Origin of the sequence: Streptomyces sp. NPDC050743 (genome assembly GCF_044456925.1) — a bacterium.
Taxonomy (GTDB): Bacteria; Actinomycetota; Actinomycetes; order Streptomycetales; family Streptomycetaceae; genus Streptomyces.
Genome location: NZ_JBITGJ010000015.1, coordinates 103,151 through 121,498, shown reverse-complemented (window position 1 = coordinate 121,498; position 18,348 = coordinate 103,151). Strand labels below are relative to the sequence as shown.

Sequence of the window (18,348 nt, the reverse complement as noted above, 5' to 3'; positions counted from 1 at the left end):
ACCCGCACGTGAGCACGGGTCGGCACTGTATACCTCAGCCCACGGGGCGCTGCTGCCGCTCGATGTACTGCTGTACGACGGTCAGCGGCGCCCCGCCGCAGCTTCCGGCGAAGTACGAGCCGGACCAGAAGTGTCCGCCCCACAGGTACCGGCGCACGTGCGCGTCGTACTCCTTGCGAAGCAGGCGGGCGGAAACTCCCTTGAGGGAGTTGACCAGCTTGGAGAGCTGAACCTTCGGCGGGTAGTGCACGAGCAGGTGTACATGATCGTGCTCGCCGTTGAACTGCTTCAGGTCGGCCTCGAAGTCCGCGCAGACCTCCCGCATGAGCTCTTCGCAGCGCGTCAGCATCTCGTCGGTGAACGCCTTACGCCGGTACTTGGTGACGAACACCAAGTGGACGTGAAGGTTATAGACGACGTGATGTCCGGTTCTGACGTCGGGATTCGGATTCCAGCGTGGCGACATAAACCCAAATGTAAGATAGTGATCAACATGACTGAACTCGGCCTCGAGAAGCGGCAGTTCGGGCACCGTGCCCGACTGGCACTCAGCCCTGGCGAGGTCCGGGTCATTGACGACCAGGCACATGCGGCCCGCACTATGTGGAACTGTTTGCACGCTTGGTGGCAGATGATGCCGAAGGACAAGCGGACCCTCGCCGCCGCCGACGCGGCGATACGGGAAGCCCGCAAAGACCTCGACTTCCTCGCCAAGCTGCCCGCGCAGGCATCCCAGGCGGTGCTGAAGACATACTTCCGCGCCTGGGTGAACTGCTGGGAAGGCCGGACGGACGAGCCGAACTTCAAGGACCGGTTCCGCACGGTGATGTCCGTGGACATCCCGCAGGGCCGTGACCTGAACATCGTCCGCGTCCACCGTCGCTGGGGCATGGTCAACCTGCCGAAGATCGGCCGCGTCCGCTTCCGCTGGACCAAAGACCTCCCCGTGGGCAGGCGAGCCAACACCGATAACCGGATCACCGGCGCCCGGCTGGTGAAAGATGCGCTCGGCTGGCACATCGCCTTCCGCGTCCAGACCCTCGAAGCCAAGCCGCAACCCCACCAGGGCCCGGAAGTCGGCATCGACGCCGGAGTGAACATCCCCCTCGCCCTGTCCAACAAGGACCACCAGGACCACGGGCGTCCCCCGCGCCTGCCGGACGGCACCGCCGACCGGGACAAGTGGCTCACCCCGAAGGAGAAGGCCAGACTCCTCAAGCTGGAGCGGCAGGCCGCACACCGCAAGAGTTTTCGCAAGAAGGGGGAGAAGACCTCCCGCCGCTTGCAGCACACCTACGACCAGATCAAGCAGCTCCGAGCAAAAGCCACGCGACGAGCCTTGGACTGGCAGCACCACACGACCACCTACCTCGCCCGTACGTACGGCGTGATCGTGGTCGAACAGCTCAACATCACGAACATGGTCAAGTCCGCTCGGGGCACCACCGAGGAGCCGGGCAAGAACGTCAAAGCCAAGGCCGGCCTCAACCGCTCCATCGCACAAGAGGCGTGGGGACGCACGGTCACTATGCTGACGTACAAGCTCAGGCGCTACGGCGGCCGGCTCGTCAAGGTTCCCGCCCCGAACACCTCCCGACACTGCTCAGCATGCGGATTCACCGTCCCCGGCAGCAGGGAAGACCAGGCCACGTTCATGTGCAAGAACCCCGACTGCGACTTCCAGTGCAACGCCGACTGGAACGCAGCCCGGAACATCTTGCACCTGTACCGGATCGGCCACGTCATAGTGGAGGTCCCGGCCGCCGGAAGGCGCGGTCGTAAGGCGGCTAGAACCGTCAAGCCTGTCGCCGCAAGGTAGGCGGGAATCCCCTTCCTGAGCTTGCGAAGAGAGGGGAGAACTTCAAGGCGAACTCCTGCTGCTGGTGGCCGTGTTGGTGGTCATGCTGGCGGTGGAGTCCCGGTCCTGCGCGGCGGACCGGGCGATGGGTCGGCCGGCGGACGAGCCGGTGTGATCAGGAGCCGTTGCGCTCGTGGTAGGAGCGGCGGGTGTGTTCGGTGTGGTTGCGCATCAGGAAGGCGGCCCTCTCTTCGTCGCGCTGGGCGATCGCGGTGATCAGTTCCCGGTGCTCGATCCACGACTGGCGTCCGCGCTGCCGGGCCACCGGGGTGTAGTACCAGCGGACCCGGCGGTCCACCTGGGCGGCGAGTTCAGCGAGGACGGCGTTGCCCGCGAGGTCCATGACCTTGGCGTGGAAGGCCGCGTTGAGGGCGACGGCGTGGTCCACCTCGTCGGCGGTGACGGCCTTCTCGCCCTCGGCGCACAGCTCCTCCAGCGCGCCGACTCCGGGGGCGTCGGCGTGCAGGGCGGCGAGCCGGGCCGCTTCGGCCTCCAGCAGGGTGCGGACCGTGAGCAGCTGGTCGGCCTCCTCCTCGGTCGGCTCGTGCACGAACGCGCCTTGGGCGGGCCGCAGATCGACCCAGCCCTCGGTGTTGAGCCGCTGCAGCGCCTCGCGCACCGGCTGCCGGGAGACGCCGAGGTGTCCGGCGAGCTCGCTCTCGACCAGATGCTGGCCGGGCTGCAGCGCGCGGGTGGTGATGAGCTCCAGCAGTGCCTCGTAGACGCGTTCGCGCAGTGGTCCGGGGCGTTCCAGCTTCGGTACCGCCCCCTGCGGCAGTCCGGTCGACAACATCACGGTCCCCCTCCTGGGCAGGTCTGGCGTGTGGACGCTGGACGCTCAGTATCGATTGTCTTTTGTCTACAGTCTACGGTGCACAAAATCCAGCCCTGATGGCGTCCCCTTCGTCACTCATGGGCAGCGTACGACCTGCCCGGCGTACGACAGATTGCCGCCGAAGCCGAACAGCAGCACCGGGTCGCCCGCGCTGAGCGCACCCTGTTCGAGCAGCTTGGAGAAGGCGAGCGGGATGCTGGCGGCCGAGGTGTTGCCGGATTCGGTGACATCGCGGGCGACGACGGCGTTGACGGCGCCGAGCTTCTCGGCCAGCGGTTCGATGATGCGCAGGTTGGCCTGGTGCAGGACGACCCCGGCGAGGTCCTCGGGGGCGACGCCGGCCCGTTCGCAGGCGCTGCGGGCGATGGCCGGGAGCTGGGTGGTGGCCCAGCGGTAGACGCTCTGCCCCTCCTGCGCGAACCGCGGTGGGGTGCCCTCGATCCGCACGGCGTGCCCCATCTCCGGCACCGATCCCCACAGCACCGGCCCGATCCCCGGCTCCTGACCCGCCGGGCAGGCCTCCACCACGGCGGCCCCGGCGCCGTCGCCGACCAGGACGCAGGTGGTGCGGTCGCTCCAGTCGGTGACGTCGGACATCTTGTCGGCGCCGATGACCAGCGCACGGGTGGCCGCGCCGGCCCGGACGGTGTGGTCCGCGGTGGCCAGCGCGTGGGTGAAGCCGGCGCACACCACGTTGACGTCCATCGCGGCCGGCCGCGGGATGCCGAGCCGGGCCGCGACCCGGGCCGCCATGTTCGGGGAACGGTCGATGGCCGTGGAGGTGGCGACCAGGACGAGGTCGATGTCGCCGGGGGTCAGACCGGCGGCGGCGAGGGCTTTGGCGGCGGCGTGCGCGGCCAGCTCGTCGACCGGCTCGTGGGGACCGGCGATGTGCCGGGTCCGGATGCCGACCCGGCTGCGGATCCACTCGTCGCTTGTGTCGACCATGCCGGCCAGGTTCTCGTTGGTGAGCACCCGGGCGGGCTGATAGTGACCGATGGCGGCGATGCGCGAGCCGTTCATGGCGGGAGTCCCCTCGTGGCCGTGGGTAGCGGGATCCACCAGTCTGATCAGTGACCCACGGGTACGACGGCAGGTGAAGCCACAGGAATCGGGCGCCCGAGTTGTCGGCTTCCCTCACACCCTCGGACGCCCGGGCGTTCACCGCGTGAACAGCTGCGTCGCCTTCTGCACGAGTTCGTACACGCCGTAGCCGAGGGGGGCTCCCACCCACAGCCAGGCGAGGGCGATCAGGCCCCGCCGGCTAGGCGGGCTGCTGTCGCTGGGCATCTGCGGCCTCCCTCTGGGCGGGGACGTGGTGGTGGCGGGTGTGGACGGGACGGACGAGTTCGTTGGCGACGAAGCCGACGACGAGCAGGCCGATCATGATGCCGAACGACAGCCCGTACAGCGCCGGACCGTGCTTCCCGGCGTCCTTCTGCCGGTCCGCGATCCAGTTGACGATCAGCGGCCCGAGGACGCCCGCGGTGGACCAGGCGGTGAGCAGCCGGCCGTGGATGGCGCCGACCTGATAGGTGCCGAAGAGGTCCTTCAGGTAGGCGGGGACCGTCGCGAAGCCGCCGCCGTAGAAGGAGAGGATCACGAGGGCGCACAGGACGAACAGCGGCTTCGCCGAGTCCCCGAACAGCGCGAGGAGCAGGTACATCAGCGCGCCGACGCCGAGGTAGCAGCGGTAGATGTTCTTGCGGCCGATCCGGTCGGAGGCGGACGACCAGCCGATCCGGCCGGCCATGTTGGCCGCCGACAGCAGTGCCACGAAACCGGCGGCGGCGGAGGCCGACACCGGGGTGGAGCTGTCCGCGAAGAAGTCCGTGATCATCGGGGCGGCCTTCTCCAGGATGCCGATGCCGGCGGTCACGTTGGTGCAGAGCACGATCCACAGCAGCCAGAACTGCGGGGTGCGCAGCGCACTGTTGGCGGATACCTGCACACCGGCGGCGGAGCCCGGCCCGCTCGCGCTCGCGCCGGGCGTGTTTCCGCGGGGCACGCGGACGAGGAGCACGCCGAGCGTCATGAAGAGGGCGTACGCCAGACCGTGCACCAGGAACGCGAGGGCGATCCCGGAGTGGCCGGTGCCGAAGGAGGAGAGCATCTGCGCCGACCAGGGGGAGGCGATCAGCGCGCCGCCGCCGAAGCCCATGATGGCGATGCCGGTGGCCATGCCGGGCCGGTCGGGGAACCACTTGATCAGGGTGGAGACGGGCGAGATGTAGCCGATGCCGAGGCCGATCCCGCCGACGAAGCCGTAGCCGAGGACGATCAGCCAGTACTGCTTCGTCTGGGCGCCGAGCGCGGAGATCAGGAAGCCGGAGGAGAAGCAGACGAGGGCCACGGTCATGGCCCAGCGGGGCCCGTTGCGCTCTACGAGCGTGCCGCCGAACGCGGCGGACAGGCCGAGCATCACGATCGCGAGCTGGAAGGGCAACGCGCTCTGGGTGCCGTCGAGATGGAGCGCGGATTCGAGCGGCGGCTTGAACACGCTCCAGGCGTAGGCCTGTCCGATGGACAGGTGGACGGAGAGGGCGGCGGGCGGGACGAGCCAGCGGCTCCAGCCCGGGGGTGCGAGAGGGGGGCTGCTCATGCCCGCGGACGCTAGGGCGGGGAGCGTGAGTTGAGAAGGGTGCGGTCGACCGTATGCGGTGAACGGTATCCACCCTGCGTTCAACGGTCGCCGCGCGAACCCTTGCCGAGGGTCATTCCATACTGTAGACAATATTTCGTCGACAGGATTCAGCCGGTGAGCGGCTCGCGTCGGTCGGCCCCTTCTCCCACCTCCGCGGTATCCCTCAAACCGAACGGAGTGCTCCCGTGAAAGTGGCAGTTCTCGGCGCCGGCGCCATAGGCGCCTACGTCGGTGCCGCGCTCCACCGCGCAGGCGCCGATGTGCATCTCATCGCCCGTGGACCGCATCTGGCGGCCATGAGGCAGCACGGAGTACGTGTGCTCAGCCCGCGCGGCGACTTCACCGCGCACCCCCACGCCACCGACGACCCCGGCGAGGTCGGCCCGGCGGACTACGTCTTCCTCGGCCTGAAGGCCAACGCGTACGCGGCGTGCGGGCCGCTGATCGCGCCGCTGCTGCACGAGCGCACCGCGGTGGTGGCCGCGCAGAACGGCATCCCCTGGTGGTACTTCCACCGGCACGGCGGCCCCTACGACGGCCACCGCCTCGAAAGCGTCGACCCGGACGGCGCGGTCAGCCGTGTCCTCGCCCCCGAGCGGGCCGTCGGCTGTGTCGTCTACGCCGCCACCGAACTCCAAGGGCCAGGCGTCGTACGGCACTTGGAGGGGACCCGGTTCTCCATCGGCGAGCCCGACCGCAGCATCTCCGCGCGCTGTGCGGACTTCGGCGAGGCCATGCGGACCGGCGGCCTGAAGTGCCCGGTGGAGCCCGACCTGCGCGGGGACATCTGGGTCAAGCTGCTCGGGAACATCTCCTTCAACCCGATCAGCGCCCTGGCCCGCGCCACCATGCGGCAGATGTGTCTGCACGGCGGCACCCGCCGGGTCATCGAGACGATGATGCGCGAGACGCTCTCGGTCGCCGAGGCCCTCGGCTGCACGGTCGGCGTCTCCGTCGAGCGCCGGCTCGCGGGCGCGGAGCGCGTCGGCGACCACCGCACCTCCACCCTCCAGGACCTGGAGCGCGGCAAGCCGCTGGAACTGGACGTGCTGCTCGCGGCCGTCGTCGAACTCGCGGAGATCACCGGCGTCGAGGTGCCCACGCTGCGCACCGTGCACGCCATCTCGGACCTGCTCGCGCTGAGGAGCGCCGCATGAGGAAACGGCAACCGAAGACCTACACCCGGCTGACCCACCCGCTGGTCCGGGACAGCCGCGACGAACCGTTCCGGCGGGCGAGCTGGCAGGAGGCGCTGGACCGGGCGGCCCGGGGCCTGGAACGCAACCGGGGCGCGTTCGGGATGTTCTCCTGCGCCCGCGCCACCAACGAGATGAACTACGTGGCGCAGAAGTTCGCCCGGGTCGTCATGGGCACCAACAACGTCGACTCCTGCAACCGGACCTGTCACGCCCCGAGCGTGGCGGGCCTGTCGGCGGTGTTCGGCTCCGGCGGGGGCACGTCGTCGTACGAGGAGATCGAGCACACCGACGTCATCGTGATGTGGGGGTCCAACGCGCGTTTCGCGCACCCGATCTTCTTCCAGCACGTGCTGAAGGGGATCAGGAACGGCGCCCGGATGTACGCCGTCGACCCGCGGCGCACCTCCACCGCCGAGTGGGCGGAGAGCTGGCTCGGGCTGAACGTGGGCACCGACATCCCGATGGCGCACGCGATCGGCCGCGAGATCATCCGGGCCGGCCTCGCCAACGAGGCGTTCATCGAGCGGGCGACCACCGGCTTCGAGGAGTACCGCGCGCTGGTCGAGCCGTGGACGCTGTCGCTCGCCGAGAAGGTGACCGGCGTGCCGGCCCGCGCGATCCGGGAGCTGGCGCACGCCTACGCCCGTGCCGAGCGTGCCCAGCTGTGCTGGACGCTCGGCATCACCGAGCACCACAACGGCACCGACAACGTCCGCGCCCTGATCAACCTGTCCCTGCTCACCGGCCACGTCGGCCGCTTCGGCTCGGGACTGCAGCCGCTGCGCGGGCAGAACAACGTGCAGGGCGGCGGCGACATGGGCGCGATCCCCAACCGGCTGCCCGGCTTCCAGGACATCCTCGACGCGGACGTCCGGCTGAAGTTCGAGTCGGCGTGGGACACCGTGATCCGGCCGCACTACGGGCTGAACCTGACGGAGATGTTCGAGGCGATGGAGGAGGGGAGTCTGCGGGCGGTGTACTGCATCGGGGAGAACCCGGCGCAGTCGGAGGCCGACAGCGAGCAGGCCGTACGGCGGCTCGGCGCGCTGGACTTCCTCGTCGTGCAGGACATCTTCCTCACCAGGACGGCCGAGCTGGCGCATGTCGTGCTGCCGGCGACCGCCGGGTGGGCGGAGACCGAGGGCACGACCACCAACAGCGAGCGCCGGGTGCAGCGGGTACGGCGTGCCGTCACCCCGCCCGGGGAGGCCCGCGAGGACATCGACATCATCTGCGAGCTGGCGGCCCGGCTGGGCCACGACTGGAAGTACGCGGACGCGGAGGCGGTCTGGAACGAGCTGCGCTCGGTCTCCCCGGACCACTACGGGATGACGTACCGGCGGCTGGAGGAGCACCGGGGCATCCAGTGGCCCTGCCCCAGCACGGACCGGCTCGAACCGACATACCTGCACGGCCGGTTGTGGGAGTCCGACCCCGACACGCGGGGTGTGCCCGCGCCGTTCGGGCTGGTGCAGCACGATCCGCCGGTGGATCTCACCGACGAGGAGTACCCCATCCGGCTGACCACCGGGCGGCGCCTGGACTCGTACAACACCGGTGTGCAGAGCGGCGGTTTCGCCTCCCCGCTGCGCCGCGGCGAGTACGTCGAGCTGTGCCCGGAGGACGCCGAGCGGTACGGGGTCGTGGTCGGCGAGGAGGTGCGGGTCACCTCGCGGCGCGGGTCGGTGGTGGCGCCGGTGTGGATCGACACCGCGCTGCGGCCCGGCCTGGCCTTCATGACCATGCACTTTCCCGACGAGGTGGACACCAACCAGCTGACGATCGAGGCGAACTGCCCGATCGCGGGGACCGCGGAGTTCAAGGCGTCGGCGATCCGCATCGAGAAGCTGCCCGTCGCGACCATCGTGAGGTGACCTGGTGGACCTGCACTTCGGCGACAGCAAGCCGACGGACGAGGAACGGGCTGCCGTGGACGCCCTGTTGGGCCCGCCGGAGTCCTCCTGGGAGGGCGCCGACCGCAGCGACGCCGACCTGAGGTGGGCGCGCGGCGGCCGGGCGGCCCGGGACCGGCGCGATCTGCTGCTGCCGGGGCTGCACGCGCTCAGCGACCGGGTCGGCTGGATCAGCGAGGGCGGCCTCGGCTATCTGTGCCGCCGGCTGACCGTGCCGCCGGCCGAGGCCTACGGCGTCGCCACCTTCTACGCCATGTTCTCCATGAAGCCCCGCCCGGCGACCGTGCTGCACGTGTGCACCGACCTGGCCTGCGCGGCCGCCGGGGCCGACGCGCTGTGCGCCGGTGCGGAGGAACGTCTCGGCGGCGGGGTCGGCGTCGAGCGCAGCCCCTGCCTGGGCCTGTGCGAGCGCGCCCCGGCGGCCCTCGCCGTCAGGGCGGGCGATCCGGTGCGTACGGCGGTGGCGGCACCGGCGACCGTGGACGAGGCCGTACGCGCGGCCCGCTCGCCCGACTCGGCACCGGAGGAACCTCCGGCGGCCATGGCGGTGCCCCAGGCCGGCCGGGCGGACCTCGTGCTGTTGCGGCGGGTCGGGGTCGTCGATCCGGCCTCCCTGGACGACTACCGCGCGCACGGCGGTTACGCCGCGCTGCGCCGGGCCTTCGCGCTCGGGCCGGCCGGAGTCATCCGCGAGGTCACCGACTCCGGCCTGGTCGGCCGCGGCGGCGCCGCCTTCCCCACCGGCCGCAAATGGCAGGCCACGGCGTCCCAGCCCGACCACCCGCACTACCTCGTGTGCAACGCCGACGAATCCGAGCCGGGCACCTTCAAGGACCGCGTGCTGATGGAGGGCGACCCGTACGCGCTGGTCGAGGCGATGACCATCGCGGCGTACGCGACCGGCGCCCACAAGGGTTACCTGTATCTGCGCGGCGAGTACCCGCGCTCGCTGCGCCGCCTGGAGCACGCGATCGGGCAGGCACGCGCGCGTGGCTTCCTCGGGGACGACGTCCTCGGCCAGGGCTACGCCTTCGACATCGAGATCCGGCGGGGCGCGGGGGCGTACATCTGCGGTGAGGAGACTGCCCTGTTCAACTCCATCGAGGGCTACCGGGGAGAGCCGCGCTCCAAGCCGCCGTTCCCGGTGGAGAAGGGGCTGTTCGGCAAGCCGACGGTCGAGAACAACGTCGAGACGCTGGTCAACGTCCTGCCGATCCTGACCATGGGCGCCCCGGCGTACGCGGCGATCGGCACCGAGCGGTCGACCGGGCCGAAGCTGTACTGCGTCTCCGGGAGCGTGGCGCGGCCCGGTGTCTACGAACTCCCCTTCGGCGCCACGCTCGGCGAGCTGCTCGAACTGGCCGGCGTCCGGGAGGGGTTGCGGGCGGTGCTGCTCGGCGGCGCGGCGGGCGGGTTCGTACGGCCCGACGAGCTGGACATCCCGCTGACGTTCGAGGGCACCCGTCAGGCGGGCACCACGCTCGGCTCCGGCGTGGTGATGGCCTTCGACGACAGCGTGCCGCTGCCCCGGCTGCTGCTCAGGATCGCCGAGTTCTTCCGGGAGGAGTCCTGCGGGCAGTGCGTGCCGTGCCGGGTCGGGACCGTCCGGCAGGAGGAGGCGCTGCGCCGGATCGCCGAGCGGACCGGGGCCGCGGCCGCCGACGACATCGCCCTGCTGCGGGAGGTCGGCCGGGCGATGCGGGACGCCTCGATCTGCGGTCTGGGGCAGACCGCCTGGAACGCCGTGGAATCCGCCATCGACCGTCTGGGGGCGTACGCATGACCGTCACACCGCTGGGGATCCCGCGCCGGCTGCTGGAGTGCACCGTCGACGGCGAGCCCGCGCGGGTCCCGGAGGGCTCGACCGTCCTGGACGCCTGCCGGGCCGCGGGGAAGGACATCCCGACGCTGTGCCAGGGCGACACGCTGCGCCCGAAGAACGCCTGCCGGGTGTGCGTGGTGGAGGTCGAGGGCTCGCGGACGCTGGTGCCGGCCTGCTCGCGCACGGCGGAGCCCGGCATGGAGGTCCGTACCGACACCGAGCGCGCCCGGCACAGCCGGAAGATCGTCCTGGAGCTGCTCGCCTCCTCAGTCGACTTGTCGACCACCCCGAGGGCGGCCGAGTGGATCAAGGAGTACGAGGCGAAGCCGGACCGTTTCGGCCCTGACGCGGCCCGGGTGAACGAGCAGCCCAGGATCGACAACGAGCTGTACGTACGCGACTACGGCAAGTGCATCCTGTGCTACAAGTGCGTCGACGCCTGCGGCGACCAGTGGCAGAACTCCTTCGCGATCTCCGTCGCCGGGCGCGGATTCGACGCCCGGATCGCCGTCGAGCACGACGCTCCGCTCACCGACTCGGCGTGCGTGTACTGCGGGAACTGCGTCGAGGTGTGCCCGACCGGGGCGCTCGCGCCGAAGACGGAGTTCGACATGCGGGCGGCGGGCACCTGGGACGAGTCCCGGCAGACGCGGACGTCCACGGTGTGCGCGTACTGCGGAGTGGGCTGCACCCTCACGCTCCATGTGCAGGACAATGAGATCGTGAAGGTCACCTCGCCGCACGACAACCCGGTGACCCACGGCAATCTCTGCATCAAGGGCCGTTTCGGCTACCAGCACGTACAGAACCGGGGCTGATCAGGACATGGGACGAGTCACGGAACGACGCAAGGTCCTCCGCATCCGGGACGGGGCGCTCTCCACCCGGCCGGACACACTCGTCGCCGAGGAACCCCTGGAGATCCGCCTGAACGGCAAGCCACTCGCGATCACCATGCGCACGCCGGGCGACGACTTCGCGCTGGCGGCCGGCTTCCTGGTCAGCGAGGGTGTGCTGGCGACCGCGGACGACCTGCAGAACATCGTCTACTGCGCGGGTGCGACGGCGGACGGCTCGAACACCTACAACGTGGTCGACGTGAAGACCGCGCCCGGCGTCGCCCTGCCGGACTTCACCCTGGAGCGGAACGTCTACACGTCCTCCTCGTGCGGCCTGTGCGGCAAGGCCAGCCTGGACGCCGTACGCACGACGGCCCGCTTCCCGATCGCCGACACTCCCCCGGTCCGGGTCGCCCCGGAACTGCTGGCGAGCCTCCCCGACCGGCTGCGAGCGGCCCAGCGGGTGTTCGACCGGACCGGGGGCCTGCACGCGGCGGCGCTGTTCACCGAGGACGGCGAGCTGCTGGACGTACGGGAGGACGTGGGCCGGCACAACGCGGTCGACAAACTGGTCGGCCGGGCGCTGCAGAACGGCGACCTGCCGCTGTCGCGGGCGATCCTGCTGGTGTCCGGGCGGGCCTCGTTCGAGCTGGCGCAGAAGGCGGTGATGGCGGGCATCCCGGTGCTGGCGGCCGTGTCGGCGCCGTCGTCGCTGGCGGTGGACCTGGCCGCGGAGACAGGGCTGACGCTGGTGGGTTTCCTGCGGGGCAGCTCGATGAACGTGTACGCGGGCGAGGACCGCATCGCCCTGCGGGAGACGGCCGCCCAGGGCTGAGGTGCCTCCCCGCGGCACGGCGGCGGGGCCCCGGCCGGCGGGGAGCGCCCCCTGCGCCGCCGGGCCCCGCCTCGGCCGAGCGACTGCGCCGTCTCGGCGAACGCCGTGATCGGCGGTGAGCGGCGTCCCACCGCCCGGGCCGGCAGGCCTGGTCCGGTTCCGCGTCGGTCACCGGCACACGGTCAGGCGGGGCTGAGGCGTACGCCGGCGGCGGTCACCACCGTGCCGAGCCGGGGGAAGTCGAGCCGTACGGACGCCTCGTGCTCGGCGGCGGTGAACGCGGCCATGGCGTCCTCGACGAAGACCAGGTCGTAGCCGAGGTCGGCGGCGGCGCGGGCGGTGGACTCCACGCCGAGGTTGGTGGCGATGCCCCCGAACACCAGGGTGGTGACGCCGCGTTCGCGCAGCCGTTCGTCCAGGCCGGTGCCCTGGAAGGCGCCGATGGTCCGCTTGACCACCTCCAGGTCGCCGCTCCGGGCGAGGCCGGGCACGAGTGAGCTGCCGGGCGGCTGTTCGGCGACCGAGGGGCGTTCGACCCGGACGAGGACGACGGGTGCCCCGGCGGTGCGGAAGGCGTGTGCCAACTCCTCGGCGGTGCTCAGTACTTCGGTGCCTTTGCGGGGTTCCAGGGGCAGCGCGACGATGCGTTCCATCAGGTCGACGAGGACCAGGGCGGTGCGCTGCGGATCGAGGACGGGAGCTGCGGTCATGACGGAACGTTAGCCGCCGTCAGCCGTCCGTGCCGGAAATCCGGATCAACAGGCCCGTGAACTGATCGCGTTCGGCGGCCGACAGCGGGGCGAGCAGCTCGTCGTTGGCCTCGCGGGCCGCCTTCTCGCAGCGCACGAGGAGGCGGGCGCCGTCGTCGGTGAGGGACACGGCGTTCTTGCGCCGGTCCCTGGGGTCGGGGGCGCGCACGACATGGCCGGCGGCCTGCAGGTCGTTGAGCACGCCGACCAGGTCCTTGGGATCCAGGCCCACACTGCGGCCCAGGTCGGCCTGGGCGACGGGCTGGAGGTCGCGCACGGCGGAGAGGACCACGTGGTGCCACATCTTCTGCCCCTCGGCCGCGAGGGCGTCGGCGACCAGGGAGCGGCCCCGGGCGGCGGCGCGGCCGAGGAGCCAGCTGGGCAGGGAGCGGATCGCGGGCAGGGGTGCTTCGGCCATGCCGGCAGCCTAACCGAGAAATCGTTGGGATTCCCCATGAACCTCCGCTACCGTTGGGGCTCCCAACGAATTCATGGGTGTCCCCAACGATCGAGGCGCCGGGTGCGCCCGGCGTGGAGGTGTGTGCGATGCGTCGCGTCCGCTATGAGTCGACCGGCGGCCCGCTGTTCCTGGAGGAGGCCCCCGTCCCCGAGCCCGGCCCCGGAGAGTTGCTGGTGCGCTGCGCGGCGGTCGGGATCACCCTGCCCGTGGTCCGCAAGGTCACCGAGGCCGCCGGGCCGATACCGCTGGGCGGGGAGATCGCCGGCGAGGTGGTGGCGGTGGGCGAGGGCGTGACCCGCTTCCGGCCGGCCGAGCGGGTGACCGGGCTGTGCTTCGGGCACGGGTACGCCGACTTCGCCCTGCTGCACGAGGCCATGGCCTCATCGGTACCGGACGGCGCCGACGCCGTGGACGCGGTCGCACTGGTGCGCAGCGGCCTGGTGGCGTTCGGCGCGCTGGAGGCGGCGCGCCCGGTGCCGGGCGAGGCCGTGCTGGTCACCGCGGCGGCGAGCGGGGTCGGCCACCTGGCCGTGCAGCTGGCACGGGCGCGGGGTGCGGGACGGGTGGTGGGGACCGTGTCCGACCCCGGCAAGGCGGAGTTCGTCCGCTCGCTCGGCGCGGACGACTGTGTCCGCTACGGCGACGGCAGCTGGGGAGATCCCGTCGACTGCGTCCTGGACGCCGTCGGCGGCGACCTGCTCACCCCCGCCCTCGCCGCCCTGGCCCCGCACGGCCGCCTCGTCGCCTACAGCTCCGGCGGCGGCACCGTCCAGGCGTACGACCTGCTGGTGGGCGCCAAGTCCGTGATCGGGTTCCAGATGGCCGTGATCGCCCGCGGCCGGCCGGACCTGTACGAGCGGTGGCGCCAGGAGCTGTGGCGGCTGTTCGCCGAAGGCTCCCTGAAGCCCGCCGTGCACGCCGGGTTCGCGCTGGAGGACGCCGCCAAGGCACACGAGGTGATCGAGCGGCGGGCCAACCTGGGCAAGGTCGTGCTGTGCCCGTAGGCCCTTCGCGGGCTCCTTGTGCTGCACGCTTCTTGTGAGGCGACCTTGCCCCAACTACCGTCGATGGGGCGCACGTTGGACGTGGGATGTCCGGATGTCCGGATGTCCGCCGACGAAGGGCAGTCGCACATGCCGTCAGGTCTTCGCGCCCGTCTCAGAGCCGTACTCGCCACCGCCCTCACCACGGCGGCACTGCTCCTGGTGCCGCTGGCAACCCCCCACCCGGCACACGCTCAGTCCCCCGCAAACGACCCCGAGTTCGAGCAGCAGATCCTCTTCAAGGCGTCCCAGGACCCCGGTTACGCCTGCTTCCGCATACCGGCGACCGTGAAGACGACCGACGGCACCCTGCTGGCGTTCGCCGAGGGCCGGGTCCTCAACTGCGGCGACGCCGCCGACATCGACATCGTCGTCAAGCGCTCCACCGACGGCGGCCGCACCTGGGGCCCGCTGCAGGTGGTCAACGAGGGCGCCGGTGACACGCACGGCAACCCGGCGCCGATCGTGGACCGCGCAACGGGCCGGGTCTGGCTCGCGGAGACGTACAACACCGGTCGTACCGACAGCGCCAGTTGCTCGGTCCCCTGCGACCGCACCCCGCACCTGCAGTACAGCGACGACGACGGCCGGACCTGGTCGGTGCCGCGCGATCTGAGCCCGGAGATCCTGCCCGCCGGCTGGAACTCCTGGTACGCGACCGGGCCGGTGCACGGCATCCAGCTCACCCGGGGCCGGTACGCGGGCCGGCTGGTCTTCGGGGTCAACACCGAGACCTGGGACGGCAGCCGGGTCACCGCCAACCACGCGGCGCTGATCGTGAGCGACGACCACGGCGGCCACTGGCGGATCGGCGCCACCGACACCTGGCCCATCGCCGACGACGGCACCTTCCGGCAGAAGCCGTCCGAGCTGACCCCCGCCGAGCGCCAGGACGGCTCCGTCCTGGTCAGCGGCCGGGAACAGGACGGCACCGACCTCGGTCACCGCACCGAGGCGGTCAGCCGCGACGGCGGCGACAGCTTCACCGCGCCCTTCCGCGACCTGCCCGACCTGTACACCCCGCAGGTCCAGGGTTCGATGCTGCGCGTGGGCGACCGTCTTCTGCTCGCCTGCCCCGCCGACCCCGACCGGCGCCGCACCATGATGATCCGCTCCTCCTACGACGGCGGCCGCACCTGGGACAGCGTGGACCGCGGCACCGTCGTCACCACGGACTGGTCCGGCTACTCCGACCTGGTGCGCGCCGACGCGGACACGGTGGGCCTGATCTACGAGGGCGGCGCGGTGGACGCGCGCGACGAGATCCGCTTCGCCCGCTTCACCGAGGACTGGCTCGCCCCGCGCCGCGGCCCCGACCCGGTCACAGCCGACCTCGCCCCGCACGCCCGCCCGGCCGCGGTGCTCGGCGGCGCCGAGGAGACGGACGGGGTGTTCGGCGGCGCGCTGCGGTTCGACGGCACCGACGACGCCGTACGCCTGCCCTTCCGTACCGAGCTGCCGCTGGGCACGAAGGACTTCACGGCGTCCCTGTGGTTCCGGTACACGGCCACGACCGGCGAGCAGCCACTGCTGTGGATGGGCGGGATCGGCACCACCCAGCCGCAGGTGTGGCTGCGCGGGGAGCCGGCGAACCACCGCATACAGGGGCTGATCACGGTGCGGGACGGGGCGATCGCGCCGCAGACCACCTTTGTGCGCACGGACGCCGCGTACAACGACGGCCAGTGGCATCACCTCGTGCTGCGCCGGGGCGACGGCCGGCTGACGTTGTTCGTCGACGGTACGCAGTGGTCCGTCGCCGACATACCGGGGTCCGTCAGCCGCAACTCGCCCTTCGGCGTGCACATCGGTCAGCGGATGGACAGCCGGGCCTTCTTCACCGGCGCCATCGACGAGGTGCACGTCTGGGACCGGGCGCTCACCGACGCGGAACTGTCGGACCCGAAGGCGCTCAGGTCACCGAAGGACACGGTCCTGTGGCTGCCCCTGGACCAGGTGAGCGGCTGACGCGCCGACGCCAGCGCCCGGGACCTCCCGCGGGTCCCGGGCCCGGCGCTTGGCGATGACCGCGCACACCATCAGCTGCATCTGGTGGAAGAGCATCAGCGGCAGCACGGCGAGCGAGGCGTGGGCGCCGAACAGGACGCTGGCCATCGGGAGCCCGGAGGCGAGGGACTTCTTCGACCCGGCGAACTGGATGGCGATCCGGTCCTCCCGGCCGAAGCCGAGCGCCTTGCCGCCGTACCAGGTCAGCAGGAGCATCACGGCGAGCAGGGCGGCCTCGACGGCGAGCAGCCCGCCGAGCCGGGCGGGGCTGACCTGGTGCCAGATGCCCCGGATCATGCCCTCGCTGAAGGCGGTGTAGACGACCAGCAGGATCGAGCCGCGGTCGACCAGCCCGAGCACCCTCCTGTGCCGGGCGACGAAGCCGCCGATCCACCGGCGCAGCACCTGCCCGGCGAGGAACGGCACCAGCAGCTGGAGCACGATCTTGACCAGTGAGTCGGCGGAGAACCCGCCCCCGCTGTTGCCGAGCAGCCCGGCCGCCAGCAGCGGGGTGACGACGATGCCGATGAGCGAGGAGAAGGAGCCCGCGCAGATCGCCGCCGGGACGTTTCCGCGGGCGATCGAGGTGAACGCGATGGACGACTGGATCGTGGACGGCACCAGCGTCAGGAACAGCAGCCCCTGGTAGAGCGGCTGGGTCAGCAGCACCGGCACCAGACCGCGCGCCGCCAGCCCGAACACCGGGAAGAGGACGAAGGTGCAGACCAGCACGGTGACATGGAGCCGCCAGTGGCGCAGCCCGTCCAGCGCCTCCCTCGTCGAGAGCCGGGCGCCGTAGAGGAAGAAGAGGAAGGCGATCGCGGCCGTCGACGCGCCCGAGGCCACGTCCGCGCCGGTGCCGTGCGCCGGGAACAGCGCGGCGAGCCCCACCGTGCCCAGCAGCAGGACGATGTACGGGTCGATCGGCATCCAGCTCGGCCAGCTCAGGCGTTTCACGGTGCTCCGGTTGATCTCTTGCTTTCGTTCCGTCGCGGGCGCGCAGGCCCCCGTTCATCTTCCTCCTCGAAGCGTCGATCGGGAATCCGGCATACCACTCTGACTGTCATCACGATTCCCGATAAGCTCGGACCGTGTACGACCCCACGCACCTGCGCACTTTTATGGCGGTCGCCCAGACGCTGAGCTTCACGCAGGCCGCGCGCCGGCTGGGGCTGCGCCAGTCCACGGTCAGCCAGCATGTGCGCCGGCTGGAGGACGCGACCGGGCGGCAGCTGTTCACCCGGGACACCCATTCGGTGGAGCTGACCGAGGACGGCGAGGCGATGCTGGGCTTCGCCCGCCGGATCCTGCAGGTCCACGAGCAGGCGACGGCGTTCTTCACCGGCACCCGGGTGCGCGGCCGGCTGCGGTTCGGCGCGTCCGAGGACTTCGTGCTCACCCGGCTGCCGGAGATCCTGGAGGGCTTCCGCTACGACCATCCGGAGGTCGACCTGGAGCTGACCGTCGAGCTGTCCGGCACCCTGCACGAGCAGCTGGCCGCAGGGAAGCTGGACCTGGTGCTGGCCAAGCGGCGCACGGAGGACCCCCGGGGCGAACTGGTCTGGCGCGACGACCTCGTGTGGATCGGCGCCGAGCGGCTGCGCCTGGACACGGACCGGCCCGTCCCGCTCATCGTGTATCCGCCGCCCGGCATCACCCGGGCCCGCGCGCTGGAGGCCCTGGAGCGCGAGGGCCGCGACTGGCGGATCGTGTGCACCAGCGGCAGCCTCAGCGGCCTGATCGCGGCGGCCCGCGCCGGGCTCGGCGTGATGGCCCACTCCCGGCGCCTGATCCCGCCCGGCCTGTTCCGCCTGCCGGACCGCGCCGGGCTGCCCGACCTGGGCAAGGTCGATTTCGTGCTGGTCCACGGCCGCCGCCGGGGCACGGCGGAGGAGGCGGCGCACGCGCTGGCCACGGCCGTCCTGGCGGGCGGGGAGCGGCTGCGGCGGAGCAGCTGACGTCTCCTGGCCCGGTGCCGCGGCCGTCAGCGGGCCATCGGGCACGTCGGAGACCAAGGCGCGGCGCCCTCGCCGGCGTACATCCGCCGGTCAGGCCCGCGCCGCGTATGGGGCGATCGGTACGGTGTGGGCCGTAATCGCCGCGTACAGATTCGGTGGAGATTACGGCACCGAAACTTACTGACC

General features: G+C 71.4%; 17 protein-coding genes. 9 read left to right on the top strand and 8 right to left on the bottom strand.

Annotated elements, in window-relative coordinates; all coding sequences use genetic code 11:
• Window positions 1-34: 34 nt before the first annotated feature.
• A complete protein-coding gene (gene tnpA, locus ACIBJF_RS17845) occupies window positions 35-466 on the bottom strand; it encodes an IS200/IS605 family transposase (RefSeq protein ID WP_399174630.1) in 432 nt (143 codons plus the stop codon).
• A gap of 27 nt (window positions 467-493) precedes the next feature.
• Here tnpA and ACIBJF_RS17840 point away from each other — a divergent pair, with 27 nt between their 5' ends.
• Window positions 494-1,819, top strand: coding sequence for an RNA-guided endonuclease InsQ/TnpB family protein (locus ACIBJF_RS17840; RefSeq protein WP_399174629.1), 1,326 nt, complete (start codon window positions 494-496; stop codon window positions 1,817-1,819).
• Between the two features lie 154 nt (window positions 1,820-1,973).
• On the opposite strand, the gene ACIBJF_RS17835 is transcribed toward ACIBJF_RS17840, so the two are convergent.
• From ACIBJF_RS17835 to ACIBJF_RS17820, 4 genes are all read right to left on the bottom strand, one after another.
• Complete coding sequence (locus ACIBJF_RS17835; RefSeq protein WP_399174652.1) at window positions 1,974-2,651, bottom strand: GntR family transcriptional regulator; 678 nt, start codon at window positions 2,649-2,651, stop codon at window positions 1,974-1,976.
• A 117-nt stretch (window positions 2,652-2,768) separates the two neighbouring features.
• Entirely contained in the window at window positions 2,769-3,716 is a 948-nt protein-coding gene (locus ACIBJF_RS17830) for a beta-ketoacyl-ACP synthase III (protein WP_399174628.1), read from the bottom strand.
• Window positions 3,717-3,854: 138 nt separating this feature from the next.
• Window positions 3,855-3,983, bottom strand: a complete 129-nt coding sequence (locus ACIBJF_RS17825; RefSeq protein ID WP_399174627.1) for a hypothetical protein — start codon at window positions 3,981-3,983, stop codon at window positions 3,855-3,857.
• Window positions 3,958-5,295 (bottom strand): OFA family MFS transporter, encoded by a 1,338-nt coding sequence (locus tag ACIBJF_RS17820; protein WP_399174626.1) that lies wholly within the window; start codon window positions 5,293-5,295, stop codon window positions 3,958-3,960. The genes ACIBJF_RS17825 and ACIBJF_RS17820 overlap by 26 nt, the downstream gene beginning before the upstream one ends.
• 227 nt (window positions 5,296-5,522) lie before the next feature.
• Between ACIBJF_RS17820 and ACIBJF_RS17815 the strand changes: the two genes are divergently transcribed.
• The 5 genes from ACIBJF_RS17815 to fdhD are packed head-to-tail and all read left to right on the top strand — an operon-like array spanning window position 5,523 to window position 11,945.
• Window positions 5,523-6,494 (top strand): 2-dehydropantoate 2-reductase, encoded by a 972-nt coding sequence (locus ACIBJF_RS17815; RefSeq protein ID WP_399174625.1) that lies wholly within the window; start codon window positions 5,523-5,525, stop codon window positions 6,492-6,494.
• On the top strand, window positions 6,491-8,410 hold the full coding sequence (locus ACIBJF_RS17810; RefSeq protein WP_399174624.1) for a molybdopterin oxidoreductase family protein: 1,920 nt from the start codon (window positions 6,491-6,493) through the stop codon (window positions 8,408-8,410). Before ACIBJF_RS17815 ends, ACIBJF_RS17810 begins: the two co-directional genes overlap by 4 nt.
• A gap of 4 nt (window positions 8,411-8,414) precedes the next feature.
• Window positions 8,415-10,232, top strand: a complete 1,818-nt coding sequence (locus ACIBJF_RS17805) for an NADH-ubiquinone oxidoreductase-F iron-sulfur binding region domain-containing protein (RefSeq protein WP_399174623.1) — start codon at window positions 8,415-8,417, stop codon at window positions 10,230-10,232.
• Entirely contained in the window at window positions 10,229-11,089 is an 861-nt protein-coding gene (locus ACIBJF_RS17800) for a 2Fe-2S iron-sulfur cluster-binding protein (protein ID WP_399174622.1), read from the top strand. The genes ACIBJF_RS17805 and ACIBJF_RS17800 overlap by 4 nt, the downstream gene beginning before the upstream one ends.
• 7 nt (window positions 11,090-11,096) lie before the next feature.
• The gene (fdhD, locus tag ACIBJF_RS17795) at window positions 11,097-11,945 is read left to right on the top strand and encodes a formate dehydrogenase accessory sulfurtransferase FdhD (protein WP_399174621.1); all 849 of its coding nucleotides are present in this window, start codon (window positions 11,097-11,099) and stop codon (window positions 11,943-11,945) included.
• A 182-nt stretch (window positions 11,946-12,127) separates the two neighbouring features.
• Here the strand turns inward: fdhD and ACIBJF_RS17790 are convergent, their stop codons facing one another.
• Window positions 12,128-12,655 (bottom strand): isochorismatase family protein, encoded by a 528-nt coding sequence (locus ACIBJF_RS17790; protein ID WP_399174620.1) that lies wholly within the window; start codon window positions 12,653-12,655, stop codon window positions 12,128-12,130.
• 19 nt (window positions 12,656-12,674) lie between these two features.
• A complete protein-coding gene (locus ACIBJF_RS17785; RefSeq protein WP_399174619.1) occupies window positions 12,675-13,112 on the bottom strand; it encodes a MarR family winged helix-turn-helix transcriptional regulator in 438 nt (145 codons plus the stop codon).
• A 128-nt stretch (window positions 13,113-13,240) separates the two neighbouring features.
• Between ACIBJF_RS17785 and ACIBJF_RS17780 the strand changes: the two genes are divergently transcribed.
• The gene (locus tag ACIBJF_RS17780; protein ID WP_399174618.1) at window positions 13,241-14,158 is read left to right on the top strand and encodes a zinc-binding alcohol dehydrogenase family protein; all 918 of its coding nucleotides are present in this window, start codon (window positions 13,241-13,243) and stop codon (window positions 14,156-14,158) included.
• Between the two features lie 129 nt (window positions 14,159-14,287).
• Window positions 14,288-16,165 (top strand): exo-alpha-sialidase, encoded by a 1,878-nt coding sequence (locus ACIBJF_RS17775; protein WP_399174617.1) that lies wholly within the window; start codon window positions 14,288-14,290, stop codon window positions 16,163-16,165.
• On the opposite strand, the gene ACIBJF_RS17770 is transcribed toward ACIBJF_RS17775, so the two are convergent.
• Window positions 16,115-17,161 (bottom strand): bile acid:sodium symporter family protein, encoded by a 1,047-nt coding sequence (locus ACIBJF_RS17770; RefSeq protein WP_399174616.1) that lies wholly within the window; start codon window positions 17,159-17,161, stop codon window positions 16,115-16,117. The two genes, ACIBJF_RS17775 and ACIBJF_RS17770, sit on opposite strands and share 51 nt — an antisense overlap.
• Window positions 17,162-17,295: 134 nt before the next feature.
• Here ACIBJF_RS17770 and ACIBJF_RS17765 point away from each other — a divergent pair, with 134 nt between their 5' ends.
• Entirely contained in the window at window positions 17,296-18,162 is an 867-nt protein-coding gene (locus tag ACIBJF_RS17765) for a LysR substrate-binding domain-containing protein (RefSeq protein WP_399174615.1), read from the top strand.
• Window positions 18,163-18,348: the final 186 nt, after the last annotated feature.

Bases quoted from the DNA above. Each gene is read 5' to 3' on its own strand.
- tnpA (WP_399174630.1), bottom strand. From the start codon at position 466: ATGTCGCCACGCTGGAATCCGAATCCCGACGTCAGAACCGGACATCAC.
- ACIBJF_RS17840 (WP_399174629.1), top strand. From the start codon at position 494: ATGACTGAACTCGGCCTCGAGAAGCGGCAGTTCGGGCACCGTGCCCGA.
- ACIBJF_RS17835 (WP_399174652.1), bottom strand. From the start codon at position 2,651: ATGTTGTCGACCGGACTGCCGCAGGGGGCGGTACCGAAGCTGGAACGC.
- ACIBJF_RS17830 (WP_399174628.1), bottom strand. From the start codon at position 3,716: ATGAACGGCTCGCGCATCGCCGCCATCGGTCACTATCAGCCCGCCCGG.
- ACIBJF_RS17825 (WP_399174627.1), bottom strand. From the start codon at position 3,983: ATGCCCAGCGACAGCAGCCCGCCTAGCCGGCGGGGCCTGATCGCCCTC.
- ACIBJF_RS17820 (WP_399174626.1), bottom strand. From the start codon at position 5,295: ATGAGCAGCCCCCCTCTCGCACCCCCGGGCTGGAGCCGCTGGCTCGTC.
- ACIBJF_RS17810 (WP_399174624.1), top strand. From the start codon at position 6,491: ATGAGGAAACGGCAACCGAAGACCTACACCCGGCTGACCCACCCGCTG.
- ACIBJF_RS17800 (WP_399174622.1), top strand. From the start codon at position 10,229: ATGACCGTCACACCGCTGGGGATCCCGCGCCGGCTGCTGGAGTGCACC.
- fdhD (WP_399174621.1), top strand. From the start codon at position 11,097: ATGGGACGAGTCACGGAACGACGCAAGGTCCTCCGCATCCGGGACGGG.
- ACIBJF_RS17790 (WP_399174620.1), bottom strand. From the start codon at position 12,655: ATGACCGCAGCTCCCGTCCTCGATCCGCAGCGCACCGCCCTGGTCCTC.
- ACIBJF_RS17785 (WP_399174619.1), bottom strand. From the start codon at position 13,112: ATGGCCGAAGCACCCCTGCCCGCGATCCGCTCCCTGCCCAGCTGGCTC.
- ACIBJF_RS17780 (WP_399174618.1), top strand. From the start codon at position 13,241: ATGCGTCGCGTCCGCTATGAGTCGACCGGCGGCCCGCTGTTCCTGGAG.
- ACIBJF_RS17775 (WP_399174617.1), top strand. From the start codon at position 14,288: ATGCCGTCAGGTCTTCGCGCCCGTCTCAGAGCCGTACTCGCCACCGCC.